This is a genomic window from Streptomyces venezuelae ATCC 10712 (genome assembly GCF_008639165.1).
In the GTDB taxonomy this organism is placed as follows: domain Bacteria; phylum Actinomycetota; class Actinomycetes; order Streptomycetales; family Streptomycetaceae; genus Streptomyces; species Streptomyces venezuelae.
In genome coordinates, this window is record NZ_CP029197.1 from 1,285,216 (window position 1) to 1,299,676 (window position 14,461).

Genomic DNA, 14,461 nt, shown 5'->3' on the forward strand with positions numbered 1-14,461 from the left:
TCTCCCGTCCACCGCGCCGCGCCGGCTTCTCACCCCTCGTCGGGCCCGCAGGCCTCCTCGAAGAAGTCGAGGTTCTCCTGGAGCGCCTTCATCAGCCGGTCCCGTTCCGTCTCGTCGACCTGGACGGGGACGACCCCGGAGGCGTCGGTGAGGCGGCGGAAGCCGCCCCGGCTCTCCAGCCGGCCGACCACCCGGATCGGCAGCCCGACGAGATGGGCGTGCCCCGCGGTGCGGTACGCCTCCTCGTCCAGGCTCACTCGGACGTGCGGGACGTCCGCGCCGCCGAGCACCCGGAGCCGCACGGTGCCCTCGCCGCGCGGCCCGGAGCGGCGCATCCGGACGACGGCGCCGGTGAGCCGTACCGGTACGGAGGGCTCGTCGGTCAGATAACGGGCGCCGGCCTCGCGCAGGGCGGGCAGGTCGCCGGGTGAGAACTCGACCGGTTCGGGCCGGGCGGCACAGCCCTCGGGCGCCCCGGCGGCCGGCGCCCACTCCACGGCGATCCTGGCTCCCTCGGTGCCCCGGACGAGGGTGACGAGCGCCTCGGTGAGCTCCCTGCTGACGCCCGCCTCGACGGCGGCGTCGAAGGCCTCCATGCCGCCGGTCGCCCGCTGGTAGTCGGTGGCCTCTCGGGCCGCGTGGAGCGCGTGGTAGAGCCGGACGGCGACCGGGCGGCCCGGTTCGACGGGCAGGAAGGCGGTGAGGCCGCGGCCGCCGGGGGCCGCCCCGACGACGACGGTCTCCAGGGAGGCCTGGGCGGAGCGCCGGTACCGGGCCCCGTAGTAGCCGGCCCGGCCGCGCACGGCGAGGGCGCCGGCGAGGAGCAGCTGGCGGGCGGCGGATCTGAGCTGTTCCTGCACGGTCCAGGGGACGGTGCCGGCGGGGCCGGGGGGCACGTCGCGCCACCAGCGGATCTCGTCGCTGGGCACGGCGAGCCCGGTGAGGACCTCACGGGCGGAGGGCGTGGCGCTGTGGGCGAGCGCGGCGAGCGCCTCGCCGAGCAGGTCCTCGCAGTCCGGGAAGGCGCGGCTCTCCGGGACGAGCAGGCTGGTGCCGGTGCCGCTGCCGGGCGGGGTCCAGCGGGTGTAGCGCCCGGCGGCGCCGCCGCGCCGCCGCCAGCCGTGGCGGGCGAGCAGCGCGCCGAGGACGCGCGGGTCGACCCTGCCCGGGTCGGGGGCGCCCTGGCTGTCGGCCCAGGGGCCGGCGGGCGGGGCGGGGACTCCGGTCCAGGGCCCGGGGGCGTCGCCGGGCGCGGGATGGGGCCGGTAGGGCGGGGGAACGGGGACGGGGCCGTGTCCGGCCCCGTCGCCCTCGTCCCCGAACCTCGGTTCGTCGATCGGTCGGTGCATCAAGGTCTCCCTCCCACGCCGACCCGGGTCATGATCTCGCAGAGCGCCCGGTCGTCGAAGATCCGTGCCGTCGGAATGCGCACGGTGGTCCGGCGCTGTCCGGTGACCGGGTGTCCGGCCAGGTTGATCCAGTAGCAGCAGTGCCGCAGGTCGAGCCGGTCGTGGCCGGCTCTCAGCCAGTCCTCCTGCGACCTCGGGACGAGCATCACGACGAGGATCTTGTGCACCGACACGGGTGTCCTGGCGAGCTTCACCAGGTGCTCGTTGTCGAGCGTGAACGAGAAGGTCTTCCCGGGCGGGCGCGGCGGTATCTGGTAGGTGCACTTGAGCTGCACCTTGATGGTGACCTCGTCGTCGACGGTGTGGCCGGGCGAGCCGTGGCTCACGTGCCAGTCGATGCCGTTGTCCGGAAAGGGCTGGGACAGCGAGCAGCCGGCCGCGGCGGCGACGGCGTGCAGGTATCCCACCTGAAGGGTCTCCATGCAGGCGGTGGTGGCGAGTGAGCCGCGCGTCGGTGCCAGCCGCTGGGGCGGCAGCCCTCCCGACTCGGGCTGGGCGAGCGCCATGTCGATTTCCTTCCCCGTCCCTTGTGTTGTGACCGGTCCGCGTACGGCGCAAACAGTCCGGGTATCACCGTTTCGGGGCAGGGGGTTGGCCATCTGCCGCACGTGTGCAGGGAGTTCAGGGATGACGATGCACTGGTACGAAGGGCCCCTGGCCGCTTTCGACACGGAGACCACGGGAGTTGACGTCGAGGAGGACCGGATCGTCTCGGCCGCTCTCGTGGTGCAGGACACCGTGGGGGCCCGCCCCCGGGTGACGCGGTGGCTGGTCAACCCGGGCATACCGGTGCCCGAGGGGGCCACCGCCGTGCACGGGCTGACGGACGATCACCTCCAGCGGTACGGCCGGTGGCCGGCGCCGGTGATGGAGGAGCTGGCGCGCGCGCTGGCCGAGCAGATCGCGGCGGGCCGTCCGCTGGTGGTGATGAACGCGCCGTTCGACCTGACGATCCTCGACCGCGAGCTGCGCAGGCACCGGGCGTCCACGCTCGGCCACTACCTGGCGAGCACGCCGCTGTGCGTGCTCGATCCCCGGGTCCTGGACAAGCACCTGGACCGCTACCGCAAGGGCCGCCGGACGCTCACGGACCTGTGCGCGCACTACGAGGTGGAGCTGGCGGGGGCGCACGACGCGGCGGCGGACGCGACGGCGGCGCTGGACGTCGTACGGGCGGTGGCGCGGCGCTTCTCGTCCCGCCTGGAGCGGCTGACGCCCGCGGAGCTCCACACGCTTCAGGCGGTGTGGCACGCGGGCCAGGCGCGGGGGCTCCAGGCGTGGTTCACCCGGCAGGGGACGCCGGAGACGGTGGACCCGTCGTGGCCGCTGCGGCCGGAGCTCGGCAAGGCGGCCTGAACGGGGCGGGCGGGCCCGGCACATGACAGAGGCCGGTCCGTCTTGCGACGGACCGGCCTCTACCCGGTGGGCGATACTGGGATCGAACCAGTGACCCCTTCGGTGTGAACGAAGTGCTCTCCCGCTGAGCTAATCGCCCGGGAACGGGTTGAACCATACAGGCCTTCGCGCCCTTCGTTCAAACCGATCGCAGGTGGGCGGCGATCCCCCGCCGCCCGGCCCGCATCATCAGGGCGTGGTTGGCGCGGAAGACGGGTCGTCCGGGGACGGCGAAGAGCCGCAGCAGCCGGGCCCGGACCTCGACCTCCTGCTCGTACAGCGCGCGGGTGCCGGCGCCCTCCGGGCTGACCGTCCAGCGGGCCCATCCCTCCAGGTCGCCGCCGAGGCCGGCCTCCAGGACGCGGGCCTCGGGGTCGCGGCGCAGGACGCGGGCGGTGACGAGGATGTCGTACGGGAGCAGGGAGCGGAAGCGGGCGGTGCCGGTGGTGTCGTCCACGGGGACGACCTCGCGGACCTGGGGCCACCAGCGGGGGTACTCCTCGGTCCGTGCGAGGACGGCGTAGACGGCGTCCGGTGGGGCGGCGAGCCGCCAGACGCTGCGGAAGCGGTAACGGCACCAGTCCATGCCCCCAGTGTGGACGTACTCAGACCGCCGGGGCCGGAAGATGAGTACCCCGACGCATTCCCGGCGGGTGTGGCCCGGGCCACACTCCGGGCATGGACAACTCCCTGCCGCCCGCGGACGAGCTGGTGCTCGTCGACCGTGAGCTGGCCCGACTCGACGCGCGCCGCTCCCAGTTGCTGGCCCGGCGCGCCTGGTTGCTCCGGGTGCTGCACGCCCCGGCCGCCCCCGGGGCCGTTCCCGCTGCCGCCCCCTGGCCGCGCCCGCCGGTGGCCGATTCGACGCCGAGGAGCGCGCAGAACGTCCTGCTCACGCTCGGCGGCACCCTGCTGACGATCGCGGCCGTCGCATTCACCCTGGTGAGCTGGGGGTCGATGGGTATCGGCGGCCGCGCGGCGGTCCTGTTCGCGGTGACCTCCGCGGCGCTCGCGGCGCCGGTGGCGCTGCTGCGCCGGAGCCTGGTCTCGACGGCCGAGGCGGTGGCGGCGCTCGGTCTCGCCCTGATGGTGCTCGACGCGTACGCGCTGCACCGGGTGGCGCTGGCGGGGACGGACGGCCTGGGGTACGCGGCGGTGGCCGCGGCGGTCCTCGCGGGCGCGTGGACGGCGTACGGCTCGGTGCTGCCCCGGCTGCGGACGCCGCTGCCGGTGGCGGTGGCCGCCGGACAGCTGCCGCTGCCGCTCGGCGTGCTGGCGGGCGGCGGCGGACCGGCCGCCTTCGCGTGGGCGGCGCTGGTCACGGCGGCGGCGGACGGCGCGGTGCTGCTGTGGGCCCGGCCCTCCTCGGTCCGGCTCACGGCGGCCGTCGGCGCGGTGCTCCTCGGCGGCTGGGCGCTCCTGACCGGCGGCTGGCTCTCGCTCACCGCGCCGTGGAGCGGCGCGCCGCTCCTCCTGGCGGGCGCCGCGGTGGCCCTGGCGGTGGCCCTGCGCGTCCCCGCGCTCGCGGTGGCGGCCTCGGTGGTCGCGGGCCTGGCGACGGTGACGGCCCTGGGCGGGGTGCTGCGCTCGGCGGTCCCGCAGGACTGGACGGTGCCGGGGTACGTGCTGTGCGGGCTCGCCCTCGCGGCGGTCTGGCGTCTGCCGGCGGGCTCACCTGCTCCGGCGGACGGCTCGCCCGTCCCGGCCGGGGTCCGGCTTCCGGCCGGTGTCCGGCTCGGGCTCGCCGGCGCCGGTGCCGGCGTCGTCGGGACCGGGCTTCTGTGGGCGCTGCCGCCGGTGGCGGCGGGACTCCTCGGGCCGCTGGCGCGGACGACGGAGGTCTGGTCGGGCGAGCACGCCGAGCCCGTCCTCGCCGCGTACCCGGCGACGGCCGTCCTGGTCCTCGCGGTGGCCGCCGGCGTCCTCGCCGCACTCCCCCGGCTCTGGGCCCGCTGCGGCGCCCTGGCGCTGCTCTGGGCGCTCCTGACGGCGCTGCCGGTCTCGCTCGGCCTCCCGTACGCGGCGACGCTCGCCCTCCAGCTCCTGACGGGCGCGGCGGCACTGACGTACGCCGTCCGCCCGGGCCCGCTGACCCGCGGCCTGCGCCCCGCCGAAACCCCCGAAGGCCCCGGCGGACCCGAGGCGGCCGCCGAGCGCCCCGCCACGCCCCCGAGCGAAGCTGCCGCGCCGCCGGCCGGTACGTGGCCCGCGTGGGCCCCGGCCCGGCCGCGTCCGTCGGCGCACGGCGCGGAGCCGGGGGCCGTCCTCGGGTGGATCGTGTACGCCGCCGGGCTCGCGTCCGCCGTGAGCGCGGTCGCGCTCGCCCTGGACGTGCGGGCGGCCACGTTCACGGCGCTCGGCGTGCTGCTCGCGCTCCTCACGGGCGTGGCGGTGCTCGGCGACGGCCCGCGCCGGATGGTCGCCGCCTGCGGCGCGGTGCTCACGGCCACCGGGCTCGTGTGGGCGACGACGGCGGCCGCCGACGTCGAGGCCCATTGGACGGCGCTCGCGCTGCTGCTCGTCCCGGCCGGGACGGCGGCCGTCGGCGCCAAGGCGCGCCCGGTGGCCCTGCCGGTGGAGGTCACCGGTGCGGTGGTGGCCCTGCCCGCCTTCGGTCTCGCCGCGTCCCGGCCGGCGTTCCTCGCGCTCGCCCTGGCCCTCGGCGGGGTGATCGCGGCGGCGACGGCGCTGCGGCCCGAGCGGCGCGCGTTCGCCTCGTGGACGGCTGCGGTGCTCTTCCTGGCGGCCACCTGGGTCCGGCTCGCGGCGTGGGAGGTGACGACCCCGGAGGCGTACACGCTGCCGGTGACGGTGCCCGCCCTCGTCGTCGGGTTCCTGCGCCGCCGCCGGGACCCGGCGGTCTCCTCCTGGACGGCGTACGGCCCCGGTCTCGCGGCGACGCTGCTGCCGAGCCTCTTCGCTGCCTGGACGGACCCGGAGTGGCCGCGCCCGCTGGCGCTGGGGGCGGCGGCCCTCGTGGTGACGCTGCTCGGCGCGCGGTTCCGGCTCCAGGCGCTCCTGGTCCTCGGCGGCTCGGTGCTCGCCCTGGACGGGCTGCACGAGCTGGCGCCGTACGTGGTGCAGGTGGTGGGCGCGCTGCCGCGCTGGCTGCCGCCGGCCCTCGCCGGGCTCCTGCTGCTCGCGGTGGGTGCCACGTACGAGCAGCGGCTTCGGGACGCCCGGAGGCTGCGTGACCGGGTCGCCCGGATGCGGTGAGGAGACGCCGAAGGCCCGGGACGGGATTCCGTCTCGGGCCTTCGGGCCGGGTGGTGGGCGATACTGGGTTCGAACCAGTGACCCCTTCGGTGTGAACGAAGTGCTCTCCCACTGAGCTAATCGCCCCGGCGCACCGCAAACATTACCGCATGTCAGCGGGGCTTCCGAACCATCCAGGGGTCACTCGTCGATCTTCCACGGCATCACGAGGCCGAACTTCCAGAGGTAGACGCCGAGCAGGGCGGCGATGATCACCAGGCCGACGGTGGTGAGGATGATGTTCCTGCGGCGGACCTTGGGGTCGAGGGCGCGCTGGGCGGCCTCGGTGACCTTGCGCTTGGTCCAGCGGAGCACGAGCTGCGCCCAGACGAACTCGGTCGCCCAGATCGCCATGCCGCCGAAGATGACCAGCCAGCCCGGCCCCGGGAGCGGCAGCATCACCACTCCGGCGCCGACCACGGCGAGTCCCACGATGAAGACACCGACCTGCCAGCTCAGATGCAGGCCTCGCCGGGACTTGATGAACTCCGGTGCGCGGGATCCCAGTTCGGCTTCCTGGCCGTCTGCGGACTCCCCGGTGCGCTCGTCACTCTCCGCATTCATGGTCCCAACTTACCCGACGGCGGGCAGTCGCCGGAATGGCGGTATTACCGCAGGTCACACGCCCCCATACGAGCTACCTGAACGATCACAAAACCGACAGAGGGGTTTACAACGGCACTGGAGGTGGCATGTCGATTTCGCCGACGTGCGAATCCCCGAGCGCACACTGAGCGAAAGGCCCTGGCGCTTATGAACACCACGGTCAGCTGCGAGCTGCACCTGCGCCTCGTTGTGTCGAGCGAGTCCTCACTGCCTGTACCCGCGGGCCTGCGGTATGACACGGCCGATCCGTATGCCGTGCACGCCACCTTCCACACCGGAGCCGAGGAGACGGTCGAGTGGGTCTTCGCCCGCGACCTTCTCGCCGAGGGGCTGCACCGGCCCACCGGCACGGGCGACGTCCGCGTCTGGCCGTCACGTAGTCACGGCCAGGGAGTCGTCTGCATCGCGCTGAGCTCCCCCGAGGGAGAAGCCCTGCTCGAGGCCCCGGCGAGGGCCCTGGAGTCGTTCCTGAAGCGGACCGACGCCGCCGTGCCACCGGGCACCGAGCACCGGCACTTCGACCTCGATACGGAGCTCTCCCACATCCTGGCCGACAGCTGAGCCAGGCCGAGAGCCGTACGGCGCCGTCCGACTCGGGGCGACGGCGCCACGCGGGCAGCCACATAGGCACGACACCGGCGCTCCCCACCGCGCAGCCGGCGCGGTGGAGGGCGCCGTTGTCCTTTTGCCGGTCGCGCTAAAGTCAGCGCCATTCCGCGGGCGCCCGCCCGCGGCCGGCCAGGGAGCGAATCGTGCTGATCCCCCACGACACCCGGATCGCCCTCGACACCGTCGTCGATCTGATGAACACCGCGCCCCAGGGCGACCGGCCCGACGAGCTCGCGGACATCGAGGGGCTGCAGACCTTCGTCCACGCGCACAAGATCAGCGACGTGGGCGACCTCGGCCCCGCCGACCTGCGGGCCGTCCGGCTGGTCCGCGAGAAGTTCGCGGCGGTCTTCTCCGCCCCCGAGGCCCGGATCGCGGCCCCGCTGATCAACCAGCTGGTGGCGGGTGCGGGCACCACGCCTCAGCTCACCGACCACGACGGCTACGACTGGCACGTGCACTACTTCGCGCCGGGCGCCTCGGTGGCGGACCACCTGGCGGCCGACTGCGGCATGGCGCTGGCGTTCATCGTGGTGGCCGGCGAGCAGGAGCGGCTGCGCCGCTGCGAGGCCCCGGACTGCGGCCGGGCCTTCGTCGACCTGTCCCGCAACCGCTCGCGCCGCTACTGCGACAGCCGCACCTGCGGAAACCGGCTGCACGTGGCCGCGTACCGGGCGCGCCGCAAGGAGGCCGCGGGCTGAGACCGCCCGGGCCGCACGCGGCCGCCCCGGCCGCACGGCCTCACAGGACGAAGAGCGCACGGCCTCACAGGACGAAGAGGTCGTGCACGGCGGCCATCAGCAGCAGACAGCCGATCACCCCGAGAAAGATCATCAGCGGCGGCTGGGAGAGCGCGAACAGACAGCCGCGCGGCTCGTCGGCAGGGGCATCGGTGGCGGCGGGGACGGCGTCCCGCGAGGTATCGAGCATCTCGGGGGGATGATGACGCACCCCGGACCCCGGAAATCCCGCAACACGCCCCACGGCAAGGGTCGTTCACCCCTTCCCGTGGATCGCCGGACGATCACGGGAACGGGAACCGCCAGAAGCGATCAGATTCCGTGCTTCTTCAGAATCGCCTCGATGTCGCTGAAGTCCTCCCCGGCGGTCGCGCCGGCCTGCGGCTTCGCCGTCACGGCGCGCGAGGGCGACGACGCCGCGGGCGCCACGGCGCCCGGCCCGGCCCCACCGGTGGTCTCCTTGCGGCCACCGCGCCGCCGCTCGACGGCCCGGGTGGACAGGAACAGCACCCAGGCGAGGCCGAGGACACCGAAGCCGGCCCAGGCGACCGGGCTGAAGGCCGTGTCCGCGATCCAGTCGACGGCGCCGGTCATCACGAGACCGAGCGGCACCAGGGAGTAGGCCGCGATACGGGCGGCGGACACGAATCGCTTCCGGTACGCCGTGATCGCGGCGATGCCCAGGCCCGCCGCGGACACCGCGGAGCAAATGGTCTCGGCGAGCATGCGGTCCTCCAGGTCCCGGGTGATACGTCTCTTCCATCGTGCACCGCCGGAGCCGTCCCGGGCCATGTCCCCGGCCCGGTCTCAGGGAGATCTCCGGGTCACCCCCGCCGGGATCTCCTCCCCAGGTCCTGGTGAGGGAGACTGCTCCCATGAGCGACTCCACCACCGCACCCGCCTCCCCCGTCGTCCTCGAGGCGTGGTTCGACCTCCAGTGCCCCGACTGCTTCCAGGCCCTCGACGACGTCCGCGCGCTCCGCGAGAAGTACGGCGACCGGCTCGACGTACAGCTGCGCCACTTCCCGCTCGCGAAGCACAAGCACGCGTACGCCGCCGCGCAGGCCGCCGAGGAGGCCTGCGAGCAGGGCAAGGGCTGGCCGTACGCGGAGGCGCTGCTGGCCAGGACCGCCGAGCTCGGCGAGCGGGGCGAGCCGGTCCTCATGGAGGTCGCGACCGAACTCGGCCTGGACGCCGAGGAGTTCGACACCGCCCTGATCGACGGCCGGCACCTGCTGACCGTCGACGCGGACGAGGCCGAGGGCAAGGCGATCAAGGTCACCGGCACGCCGACCTACGTCATCGGCGGCGAGCGCCTCGACGGCGGCCAGAGCCAGGACGGACTGCGCGGGCGGATCGAGGAGATCGCCGACCGCCTGCTGCGCGGCTGAGGGAGCCCGGCACCGGGGCGCCCTCCCCTACCGCAGTTCCTTCGCGCTGTTGACGTAGGTCGTGCGGTAGCCGAGGGACTCGTAGAGCCGGATCGCCGGGGTGTTGCCCGCGAAGACGTGCAGTCCGAGCAGGGTCTCCCCGGCCTCCCACGCGACCCGCTCGGCGAGCAGCATCAGCGCCCGGCCGTAGCCGTGGCCGCGCTGCGCCTCGTCGACCTCGATGTCGTACACGAAGCCCGCCCACAGACCCGGCTCCAGCTCGATCCGGCCGGTCCAGAGGAAACCCGCGGGCCGCCCGTCCCTGACCACGACGTGGATCGCGACCCCGGGGGTGTCGAGCCCCTCCGGGAGGTACCGGGCGTGGCTGCTCTCGGCCTTGGCGCGGGCCTGGTCCTCGGGGACGCCGCGGTCGATCCAGCTCCGCGCGAAGCCCTCCTTGGCCCGTACCTCCCAGGCCGCGTACTCGGCGCCGGTCATCGGACGGATCTCGACGCCCTCCGGCAGGAGCGGCTGCTCGGCGGGCAGCTCCTTCACCATGTTCCGGCTGCGCTCGGTGTAGCCGAGCGAGCGGACCATCCGCAGCGCCGCCTCGGCGTCGGCGGGCACCGAGACCTGCACCTCGACGCAGCCCCAGCCGCGCAGCACCTCCTCGGAGGCGAGCGCCGCGACCGTGCCCCTGCCCCGTCCTCGGTCCGGCTCGTCGACCCGGAGCCGGCCGATCACGCCGGAGGCGGCGCCGAAGCCCGGGTCGGTCGAGAGGTGGACGGAACCGACGCGGCGGCTGTTCACACAGACGTCGTAGGTACGGGAACGTCCGCCGTCGGGCGTCTGCTGAAGCGGCTCGGCCGGCCGCAGGGTGGTGGTCATCACAGCTGTTCTACCCACCCCGGGGCCGTCCGTCATCAGGATTTACCCCAGGCTCGGGTCGCGGTCCCGAGCCGCGTGCTCGTCGAAGATCCGCATGGCCTTCGCGGTGACCGGGCCGGGCGCCGGCGTCAGCTCACGGGAGTCGACCCGGTGCACGGCCTGCACGTCGCGGAGGGTCGAGGTCAGGAAGATCTCGTCGGCGGTCTCCAGCACGTCCAGCGGCAGGTCCGTCTCCTCGGCCCCGGTCCACCGGACGACGAGGGCGCGGGTGATGCCCGCCAGACAGCCGGAGGAGACGGGCGGGGTGAGGATCCGGCCGCCGACCACGACGAAGACGTTGGAGCCGGTGCCCTCGCAGAGCTGTCCCACCGTGTTGGCGAAGAGGGCCTCGGTGGCGCCCCGCTCCCGCGCCCGGGCCAGGGCGACGACGTTCTCGCCGTACGAGGTGGTCTTGAGGCCGGTGAGGGCGCCGCGCTCGTTCCGGGTCCACGGCACGGTGACCACGGCGGTGGAGTCGGCGCGGCGGCCCGTCTCCCCGAGCCCGACGACCAGGCTGGTGCCGGCGTCCCCGCGCTCCGAACCGAGCGGGGAGAGGCCGCCGGTGTACGTGATGCGGAGCCGGCCGAGCTCCATCGGGTTGGCGTCGAGGACGGCGGCGCAGGCGCGGCGGACCTCGTCGAGGTCCGGGTCGGGCAGGCCGAGGCCGCGGGCGGAGCGGGTGAGGCGCTCCAGGTGGAGGGTGAGGGCGAAGGTCTCGCCGCGCTCCGCCTTGACCGTCTCGAAGACGCCGTCGCCGACGGTCAGCCCGTGGTCCAGTACGGAGACCAGGGCGTTCTCCGCGTCGTGCAGCCCGCCGTTGACCCAGATTTTCATCGAGAAGTGGCCTTTCCGCTCGCCTCAAGGGCGCCTGACTCGTAGGCGCCCGACGCTATCGCGACCAGCCGGGACGCCTTCAGCTCGGTCTCCTCCCACTCCCGCTCCGGGTCGGAGCCCCAGGTGATCCCGGCGCCGGTGCCGAACCGGAGCACGCCCTCGGGGCGGTCGATCCAGAAGGTCCTTATCCCGACGGCCAGCTCCGCGGTGCCCGCGTCGGCGTCGACCCAGCCGATGCCTCCGCAGTAGGGGCCGCGGGGTGCGGTCTCCAAGGCCTCGATGATCCGCAGGGCGCTGGACTTGGGGGCGCCGGTGACGGAACCGGGCGGGAAGGTGGCGTCGAGCAGCTCGGGCCAGCCGGCGTCCTCGCGCAGCAGACCGGTCACCGTGGAGACCAGGTGGACGAGGCCGGGGTGCTCCTCGATCGCGCAGAGGGCGGGGACGGCGACGGAGCCGGTCTCGCTGACGCGTCCCAGGTCGTTGCGGACCAGGTCGACGATCATCACGTTCTCCGCGTGGTCCTTGGGGAGGAGGTCGGCGGCGGTGCGGCCGGTCCCCTTGATGGGGCCGGAGGAGATCAGGGCCCCTTCCCTGCGCAGATAGAGCTCGGGGGACGCGGTGGCGACCTCCACGCCGTGCGCGGGCAGCCGGATCGTTCCGGCGTAGGGGGCCGGGTTGCCCCGGGCGAGGAGCGCGGTGAGGGCGTCGACGTCGGCGGCGGCCGGATCCGGCAGCGGCGCGGTCAGCACCCGGCAGAGGTTCGCCTGGTAGACCTCCCCGCGCGCGATGTGCTCGCGCACGCGCCGGACGCCCGCGGTGTACGCGGCGCGGTCGAGGGAGGACGTCCAGTCACCGGCGGCGGGCCCGCGCCAGGCGCCCGGGACGGGCGCGGGGACGGGGTCGGGCCGCACGTCGCCGAAGCGCGCGCAGGTCAGGCGCCCTTCGAAGTCGGCGCAGATGGCCCAGAAGCCGGTGGAGTCCAGGGCTTCGGGGTCGTGGGTGACGTCCCGGAGGTCGGTCGCGACGAGGCCGCCGAAGCGGGCCAGAGGAGCAAGGTCGTGCACGCATCGAGTCTAGGTCGGCCGGAGGTGGGGCACCGGGGGCGCGTGTGACGGCGCTCCCCGCCACCCCGGGAACACGGCGCGTGAACGTGGCGCGAACCCTCCGGGACGCCCGGCCGGGCACCCGGATCGGCGCGCAGGTCAGCACGCTGCGGAAACGCGTTTTTGTGCTGGCCCAGGAATCCGCTAGAGTTCAACACGTCGCCGGGACGCGCAAGCGAAACGGAAACGACAAGCGGACGTGGCTCAGTTGGTAGAGCATCACCTTGCCAAGGTGAGGGTCGCGAGTTCGAATCTCGTCGTCCGCTCGATGTGGGGGATCTTCCCGAACCCCTGTATTCACTCCTGGTGGAGTGGCCGAGAGGCGAGGCAACGGCCTGCAAAGCCGTCTACACGGGTTCAAATCCCGTCTCCACCTCCAAGCGCGATTAGCTCAGCGGGAGAGCGCTTCCCTGACACGGAAGAGGTCACTGGTTCAATCCCAGTATCGCGCACGCAGAACAACCGAAGATCCGGTCCGTACGGACCGTCCCGCGCGATTAGCTCAGCGGGAGAGCGCTTCCCTGACACGGAAGAGGTCACTGGTTCAATCCCAGTATCGCGCACGCAGTACGCAGTGCCTTCGGGCACGTCGTGTGCACCACCCGCGCGATTAGCTCAGCGGGAGAGCGCTTCCCTGACACGGAAGAGGTCACTGGTTCAATCCCAGTATCGCGCACCACCAAGAAGCCCCCCGGCCGTCGCATCACGCGACCGGGGGGCTTTCTCGTGTGCCCGCTCCGGGCATGCTCGTGCACCGGGAGACCCGGTGCACCTGAGGTCAGACGGCTGACGTCAGGAGGAGAAGAGCATGCGGCCGAAACCGCGCTGGCGGTAGTGACCGCCGCCGTGGTGACCGCCGTGGTGCGGGGCGCCCCAGGCGGGAGCGGCGGGCTGCGCGGCCGGGTAGGCCTGCGGGGCCGGCGGCGCGGGCGGGGCCTGCTGGACCCACTGGGACTCCAGGCGGGTCAGGGCCTCCAGCTCGCCGTAGTCCAGGAATATCCCGCGGCAGCCGCTGCACTGCTCGATCTGGACACCGTTGCGGTTGTACGTGTGCATGGCCGCGTGACACTTGGGACACTGCATCGTCGGCTCAACTCCCTGACGTCGCCGTTCGAATGGTGGCTTCACCTTACGTGGACGCCGTGGCGCCCGAGTCGGTTCGATGCCCGGCGATACGGGCGCAGGTGTCGATCATCACGTCCTCGACCTCGTCGAGCGGCCGGCCCTCCGCCGACGACTTCGCGAGGGCCAGGGCGGCGGTCTGGACCGTCAGGGCGCGGGCCGGGACGTCGAGTTGGACCCAGGGATCGGCGCCCACGGCCGGACCGCCCGCCTCCTGGTACGCGCCGAGGAAGCGGGACCAGATCTCCGGGGGCAGGATTCCGGCCGCGAACCAGGCGGCGGGGCGGGCCAGATCCCAGGCCGGGTCGCCGAGCCCGAGGTCGTCCATGTCGATGAGCCGCCAGGGCGCGGCGGCCGGGGAGGTCGCTGCCGGAGACGTGGTCGCAGGGGAGGTGGCCGAGGGCCCGGTGTCGCGGACCAGTTGGCCCAGGTGGAAGTCGCCGTGGCAGAGCAGGCGGGGGCCCGGGGCGGGGTGCGCGAGGACCGACCTCCAGGCGGCGAGCACGGTCGCCGCGGCCGGGTGCCCGGGCGCCGTCCGGCGCATCCGCTCCACGGCGAGTGCCGCCTTCACGGGCGCCCTCATCGCCGGGAGCCGGGCGGCCTGCCCGGGCGGCGGCGGGGTGCGGTGGAGCAGGGCCAGCAGCCTCGCCGCCTCCTCCCAGGGGGCGGCGTCGGGGTCGGCCGGGTCCACCGGCGGGCCGTACGGCCACACCGTGACGGGGCGGCCGTCGAGCTCGGCGGGCGGGGCCGCGGGCGAGGTGAGGGGCGGGAGGAAGACCCCGGCGACGTCCGGGTGGGCGACCAGCGCCAGCCGCGCCCGGTGCTCCTCGGGGTCCGTACCGGGGGCGTGCGCCTTCACGACCAGCCGCCCGTGCCGTACGACCGTCCCGTCGTCCCGGTCCGCGAGCACCCCGACCAGGCCGCCCGCGCAGCCGCAGGGCGCTCCGGAACGGTGGGCCGCGGCGTGCGCGAGGGCGGCGAGACGGGCGGGGAGGGGCTGAGGGGCGGAGTTCACGGGGGCGAGCGTACGGGGCGGGGGCCCGGTGCCGCCGCCCGGCGGCGTCCGGGAAAGCGCGAGGGCCGGTCAGCTC

The 14,461-nt window shown here is 74.2% G+C and carries 16 protein-coding genes and 7 tRNA genes; 10 read left to right on the forward strand and 13 right to left on the reverse strand.

All coding sequences use genetic code 11. The annotated features are described in order from the left end of the window. Positions 1–29: 29 nt before the first annotated feature. Positions 30–1,349 (reverse strand): serine/threonine-protein kinase, encoded by a 1,320-nt coding sequence (locus DEJ43_RS05565; RefSeq protein WP_015032339.1) that lies wholly within the window; start codon positions 1,347–1,349, stop codon positions 30–32. Further along, positions 1,349–1,915 (reverse strand): DUF4365 domain-containing protein, encoded by a 567-nt coding sequence (locus DEJ43_RS05570; RefSeq protein ID WP_015032340.1) that lies wholly within the window; start codon positions 1,913–1,915, stop codon positions 1,349–1,351. The genes DEJ43_RS05565 and DEJ43_RS05570 overlap by 1 nt, the downstream gene beginning before the upstream one ends. Positions 1,916–2,036: 121 nt before the next feature. Here DEJ43_RS05570 and DEJ43_RS05575 point away from each other — a divergent pair, with 121 nt between their 5' ends. Beyond that, the gene (locus DEJ43_RS05575) at positions 2,037–2,765 is read left to right on the forward strand and encodes a 3'-5' exonuclease (protein WP_015032341.1); all 729 of its coding nucleotides are present in this window, start codon (positions 2,037–2,039) and stop codon (positions 2,763–2,765) included. A gap of 67 nt (positions 2,766–2,832) precedes the next feature. On the opposite strand, the gene DEJ43_RS05580 is transcribed toward DEJ43_RS05575, so the two are convergent. Both DEJ43_RS05580 and DEJ43_RS05585 read right to left on the reverse strand, forming a co-directional pair. Beyond that, positions 2,833–2,904, reverse strand: a tRNA-Val gene (locus DEJ43_RS05580). Between the two features lie 39 nt (positions 2,905–2,943). Continuing rightward, positions 2,944–3,390 (reverse strand): SRPBCC family protein, encoded by a 447-nt coding sequence (locus DEJ43_RS05585; RefSeq protein WP_071891162.1) that lies wholly within the window; start codon positions 3,388–3,390, stop codon positions 2,944–2,946. A gap of 92 nt (positions 3,391–3,482) precedes the next feature. Between DEJ43_RS05585 and DEJ43_RS05590 the strand changes: the two genes are divergently transcribed. Beyond that, the gene (locus tag DEJ43_RS05590; RefSeq protein WP_015032343.1) at positions 3,483–6,020 is read left to right on the forward strand and encodes an SCO7613 C-terminal domain-containing membrane protein; all 2,538 of its coding nucleotides are present in this window, start codon (positions 3,483–3,485) and stop codon (positions 6,018–6,020) included. A 51-nt stretch (positions 6,021–6,071) separates the two neighbouring features. Here DEJ43_RS05590 and DEJ43_RS05595 read toward each other — a convergent pair. Both DEJ43_RS05595 and DEJ43_RS05600 read right to left on the reverse strand, forming a co-directional pair. Then, positions 6,072–6,146: transfer RNA gene (locus DEJ43_RS05595), tRNA-Val, on the reverse strand. Positions 6,147–6,200: 54 nt separating this feature from the next. Next, the gene (locus DEJ43_RS05600) at positions 6,201–6,623 is read right to left on the reverse strand and encodes a TIGR02611 family protein (RefSeq protein ID WP_015032344.1); all 423 of its coding nucleotides are present in this window, start codon (positions 6,621–6,623) and stop codon (positions 6,201–6,203) included. Between the two features lie 189 nt (positions 6,624–6,812). Between DEJ43_RS05600 and DEJ43_RS05605 the strand changes: the two genes are divergently transcribed. Together DEJ43_RS05605 and DEJ43_RS05610 are read left to right on the forward strand one after the other, a co-directional pair. Then, positions 6,813–7,226: an SsgA family sporulation/cell division regulator gene (locus DEJ43_RS05605; protein WP_015032345.1), complete on the forward strand. Its 414-nt coding sequence runs from the start codon at positions 6,813–6,815 to the stop codon at positions 7,224–7,226. Positions 7,227–7,417: 191 nt separating this feature from the next. Further along, positions 7,418–7,975: a CGNR zinc finger domain-containing protein gene (locus tag DEJ43_RS05610; protein WP_015032346.1), complete on the forward strand. Its 558-nt coding sequence runs from the start codon at positions 7,418–7,420 to the stop codon at positions 7,973–7,975. 64 nt (positions 7,976–8,039) lie between these two features. Here DEJ43_RS05610 and DEJ43_RS37325 read toward each other — a convergent pair whose 3' ends face one another. Further along, a complete protein-coding gene (locus DEJ43_RS37325) occupies positions 8,040–8,204 on the reverse strand; it encodes a hypothetical protein (RefSeq protein ID WP_167537135.1) in 165 nt (54 codons plus the stop codon). 122 nt (positions 8,205–8,326) lie between these two features. Beyond that, positions 8,327–8,740 carry a hypothetical protein gene (locus DEJ43_RS05615; protein ID WP_015032348.1) on the reverse strand — a complete coding sequence of 138 codons (414 nt, stop codon included), beginning with the start codon at positions 8,738–8,740 and terminating at the stop codon, positions 8,327–8,329. A 149-nt stretch (positions 8,741–8,889) separates the two neighbouring features. Here DEJ43_RS05615 and DEJ43_RS05620 point away from each other — a divergent pair, with 149 nt between their 5' ends. Beyond that, on the forward strand, positions 8,890–9,405 hold the full coding sequence (locus DEJ43_RS05620; RefSeq protein ID WP_015032349.1) for a DsbA family protein: 516 nt from the start codon (positions 8,890–8,892) through the stop codon (positions 9,403–9,405). A gap of 27 nt (positions 9,406–9,432) precedes the next feature. On the opposite strand, the gene DEJ43_RS05625 is transcribed toward DEJ43_RS05620, so the two are convergent. The 3 genes from DEJ43_RS05625 to DEJ43_RS05635 are packed head-to-tail and all read right to left on the reverse strand — an operon-like array spanning position 9,433 to position 12,209. Next, positions 9,433–10,272, reverse strand: a complete 840-nt coding sequence (locus tag DEJ43_RS05625; protein ID WP_015032350.1) for a GNAT family N-acetyltransferase — start codon at positions 10,270–10,272, stop codon at positions 9,433–9,435. Positions 10,273–10,314: 42 nt separating this feature from the next. After that, entirely contained in the window at positions 10,315–11,145 is an 831-nt protein-coding gene (locus DEJ43_RS05630) for an aminotransferase class IV (RefSeq protein WP_015032351.1), read from the reverse strand. Then, positions 11,142–12,209: a chorismate-binding protein gene (locus tag DEJ43_RS05635; protein WP_015032352.1), complete on the reverse strand. Its 1,068-nt coding sequence runs from the start codon at positions 12,207–12,209 to the stop codon at positions 11,142–11,144. The genes DEJ43_RS05630 and DEJ43_RS05635 overlap by 4 nt, the downstream gene beginning before the upstream one ends. Before the next feature lie 232 nt (positions 12,210–12,441). Here DEJ43_RS05635 and DEJ43_RS05640 point away from each other — a divergent pair. The 5 genes from DEJ43_RS05640 to DEJ43_RS05660 all read left to right on the forward strand — a co-directional run bounded on the left by DEJ43_RS05640 (position 12,442) and on the right by DEJ43_RS05660 (position 12,927). Beyond that, positions 12,442–12,514: transfer RNA gene (locus tag DEJ43_RS05640), tRNA-Gly, on the forward strand. Positions 12,515–12,553: 39 nt separating this feature from the next. Then, a tRNA-Cys gene (locus DEJ43_RS05645) sits at positions 12,554–12,627 on the forward strand. Position 12,628: 1 nt separating this feature from the next. Continuing rightward, positions 12,629–12,700: transfer RNA gene (locus DEJ43_RS05650), tRNA-Val, on the forward strand. Between the two features lie 39 nt (positions 12,701–12,739). Next, positions 12,740–12,811, forward strand: a tRNA-Val gene (locus DEJ43_RS05655). Between the two features lie 41 nt (positions 12,812–12,852). Further along, a tRNA-Val gene (locus tag DEJ43_RS05660) sits at positions 12,853–12,927 on the forward strand. A gap of 113 nt (positions 12,928–13,040) precedes the next feature. On the opposite strand, the gene DEJ43_RS05665 is transcribed toward DEJ43_RS05660, so the two are convergent. Both DEJ43_RS05665 and DEJ43_RS05670 read right to left on the reverse strand, forming a co-directional pair. Continuing rightward, the gene (locus DEJ43_RS05665) at positions 13,041–13,331 is read right to left on the reverse strand and encodes a TFIIB-type zinc ribbon-containing protein (RefSeq protein ID WP_015032353.1); all 291 of its coding nucleotides are present in this window, start codon (positions 13,329–13,331) and stop codon (positions 13,041–13,043) included. Between the two features lie 46 nt (positions 13,332–13,377). After that, complete coding sequence (locus DEJ43_RS05670) at positions 13,378–14,385, reverse strand: aminoglycoside phosphotransferase family protein (protein WP_015032354.1); 1,008 nt, start codon at positions 14,383–14,385, stop codon at positions 13,378–13,380. Positions 14,386–14,461 lie beyond the last annotated feature (76 nt).

Excerpts from the sequence above, each read along its gene's own strand:
- DEJ43_RS05565 (WP_015032339.1), bottom strand. The coding sequence starts at position 1,349 with ATGCACCGACCGATCGACGAACCGAGGTTCGGGGACGAGGGCGACGGG.
- DEJ43_RS05570 (WP_015032340.1), bottom strand. The coding sequence starts at position 1,915 with ATGGCGCTCGCCCAGCCCGAGTCGGGAGGGCTGCCGCCCCAGCGGCTG.
- DEJ43_RS05575 (WP_015032341.1), top strand. The coding sequence starts at position 2,037 with ATGACGATGCACTGGTACGAAGGGCCCCTGGCCGCTTTCGACACGGAG.
- DEJ43_RS05585 (WP_071891162.1), bottom strand. The coding sequence starts at position 3,390 with ATGGACTGGTGCCGTTACCGCTTCCGCAGCGTCTGGCGGCTCGCCGCC.
- DEJ43_RS05590 (WP_015032343.1), top strand. The coding sequence starts at position 3,483 with ATGGACAACTCCCTGCCGCCCGCGGACGAGCTGGTGCTCGTCGACCGT.
- DEJ43_RS05600 (WP_015032344.1), bottom strand. The coding sequence starts at position 6,623 with ATGAATGCGGAGAGTGACGAGCGCACCGGGGAGTCCGCAGACGGCCAG.
- DEJ43_RS05605 (WP_015032345.1), top strand. The coding sequence starts at position 6,813 with ATGAACACCACGGTCAGCTGCGAGCTGCACCTGCGCCTCGTTGTGTCG.
- DEJ43_RS37325 (WP_167537135.1), bottom strand. The coding sequence starts at position 8,204 with ATGCTCGATACCTCGCGGGACGCCGTCCCCGCCGCCACCGATGCCCCT.
- DEJ43_RS05615 (WP_015032348.1), bottom strand. The coding sequence starts at position 8,740 with ATGCTCGCCGAGACCATTTGCTCCGCGGTGTCCGCGGCGGGCCTGGGC.
- DEJ43_RS05620 (WP_015032349.1), top strand. The coding sequence starts at position 8,890 with ATGAGCGACTCCACCACCGCACCCGCCTCCCCCGTCGTCCTCGAGGCG.
- DEJ43_RS05625 (WP_015032350.1), bottom strand. The coding sequence starts at position 10,272 with ATGACCACCACCCTGCGGCCGGCCGAGCCGCTTCAGCAGACGCCCGAC.
- DEJ43_RS05630 (WP_015032351.1), bottom strand. The coding sequence starts at position 11,145 with ATGAAAATCTGGGTCAACGGCGGGCTGCACGACGCGGAGAACGCCCTG.
- DEJ43_RS05665 (WP_015032353.1), bottom strand. The coding sequence starts at position 13,331 with ATGCAGTGTCCCAAGTGTCACGCGGCCATGCACACGTACAACCGCAAC.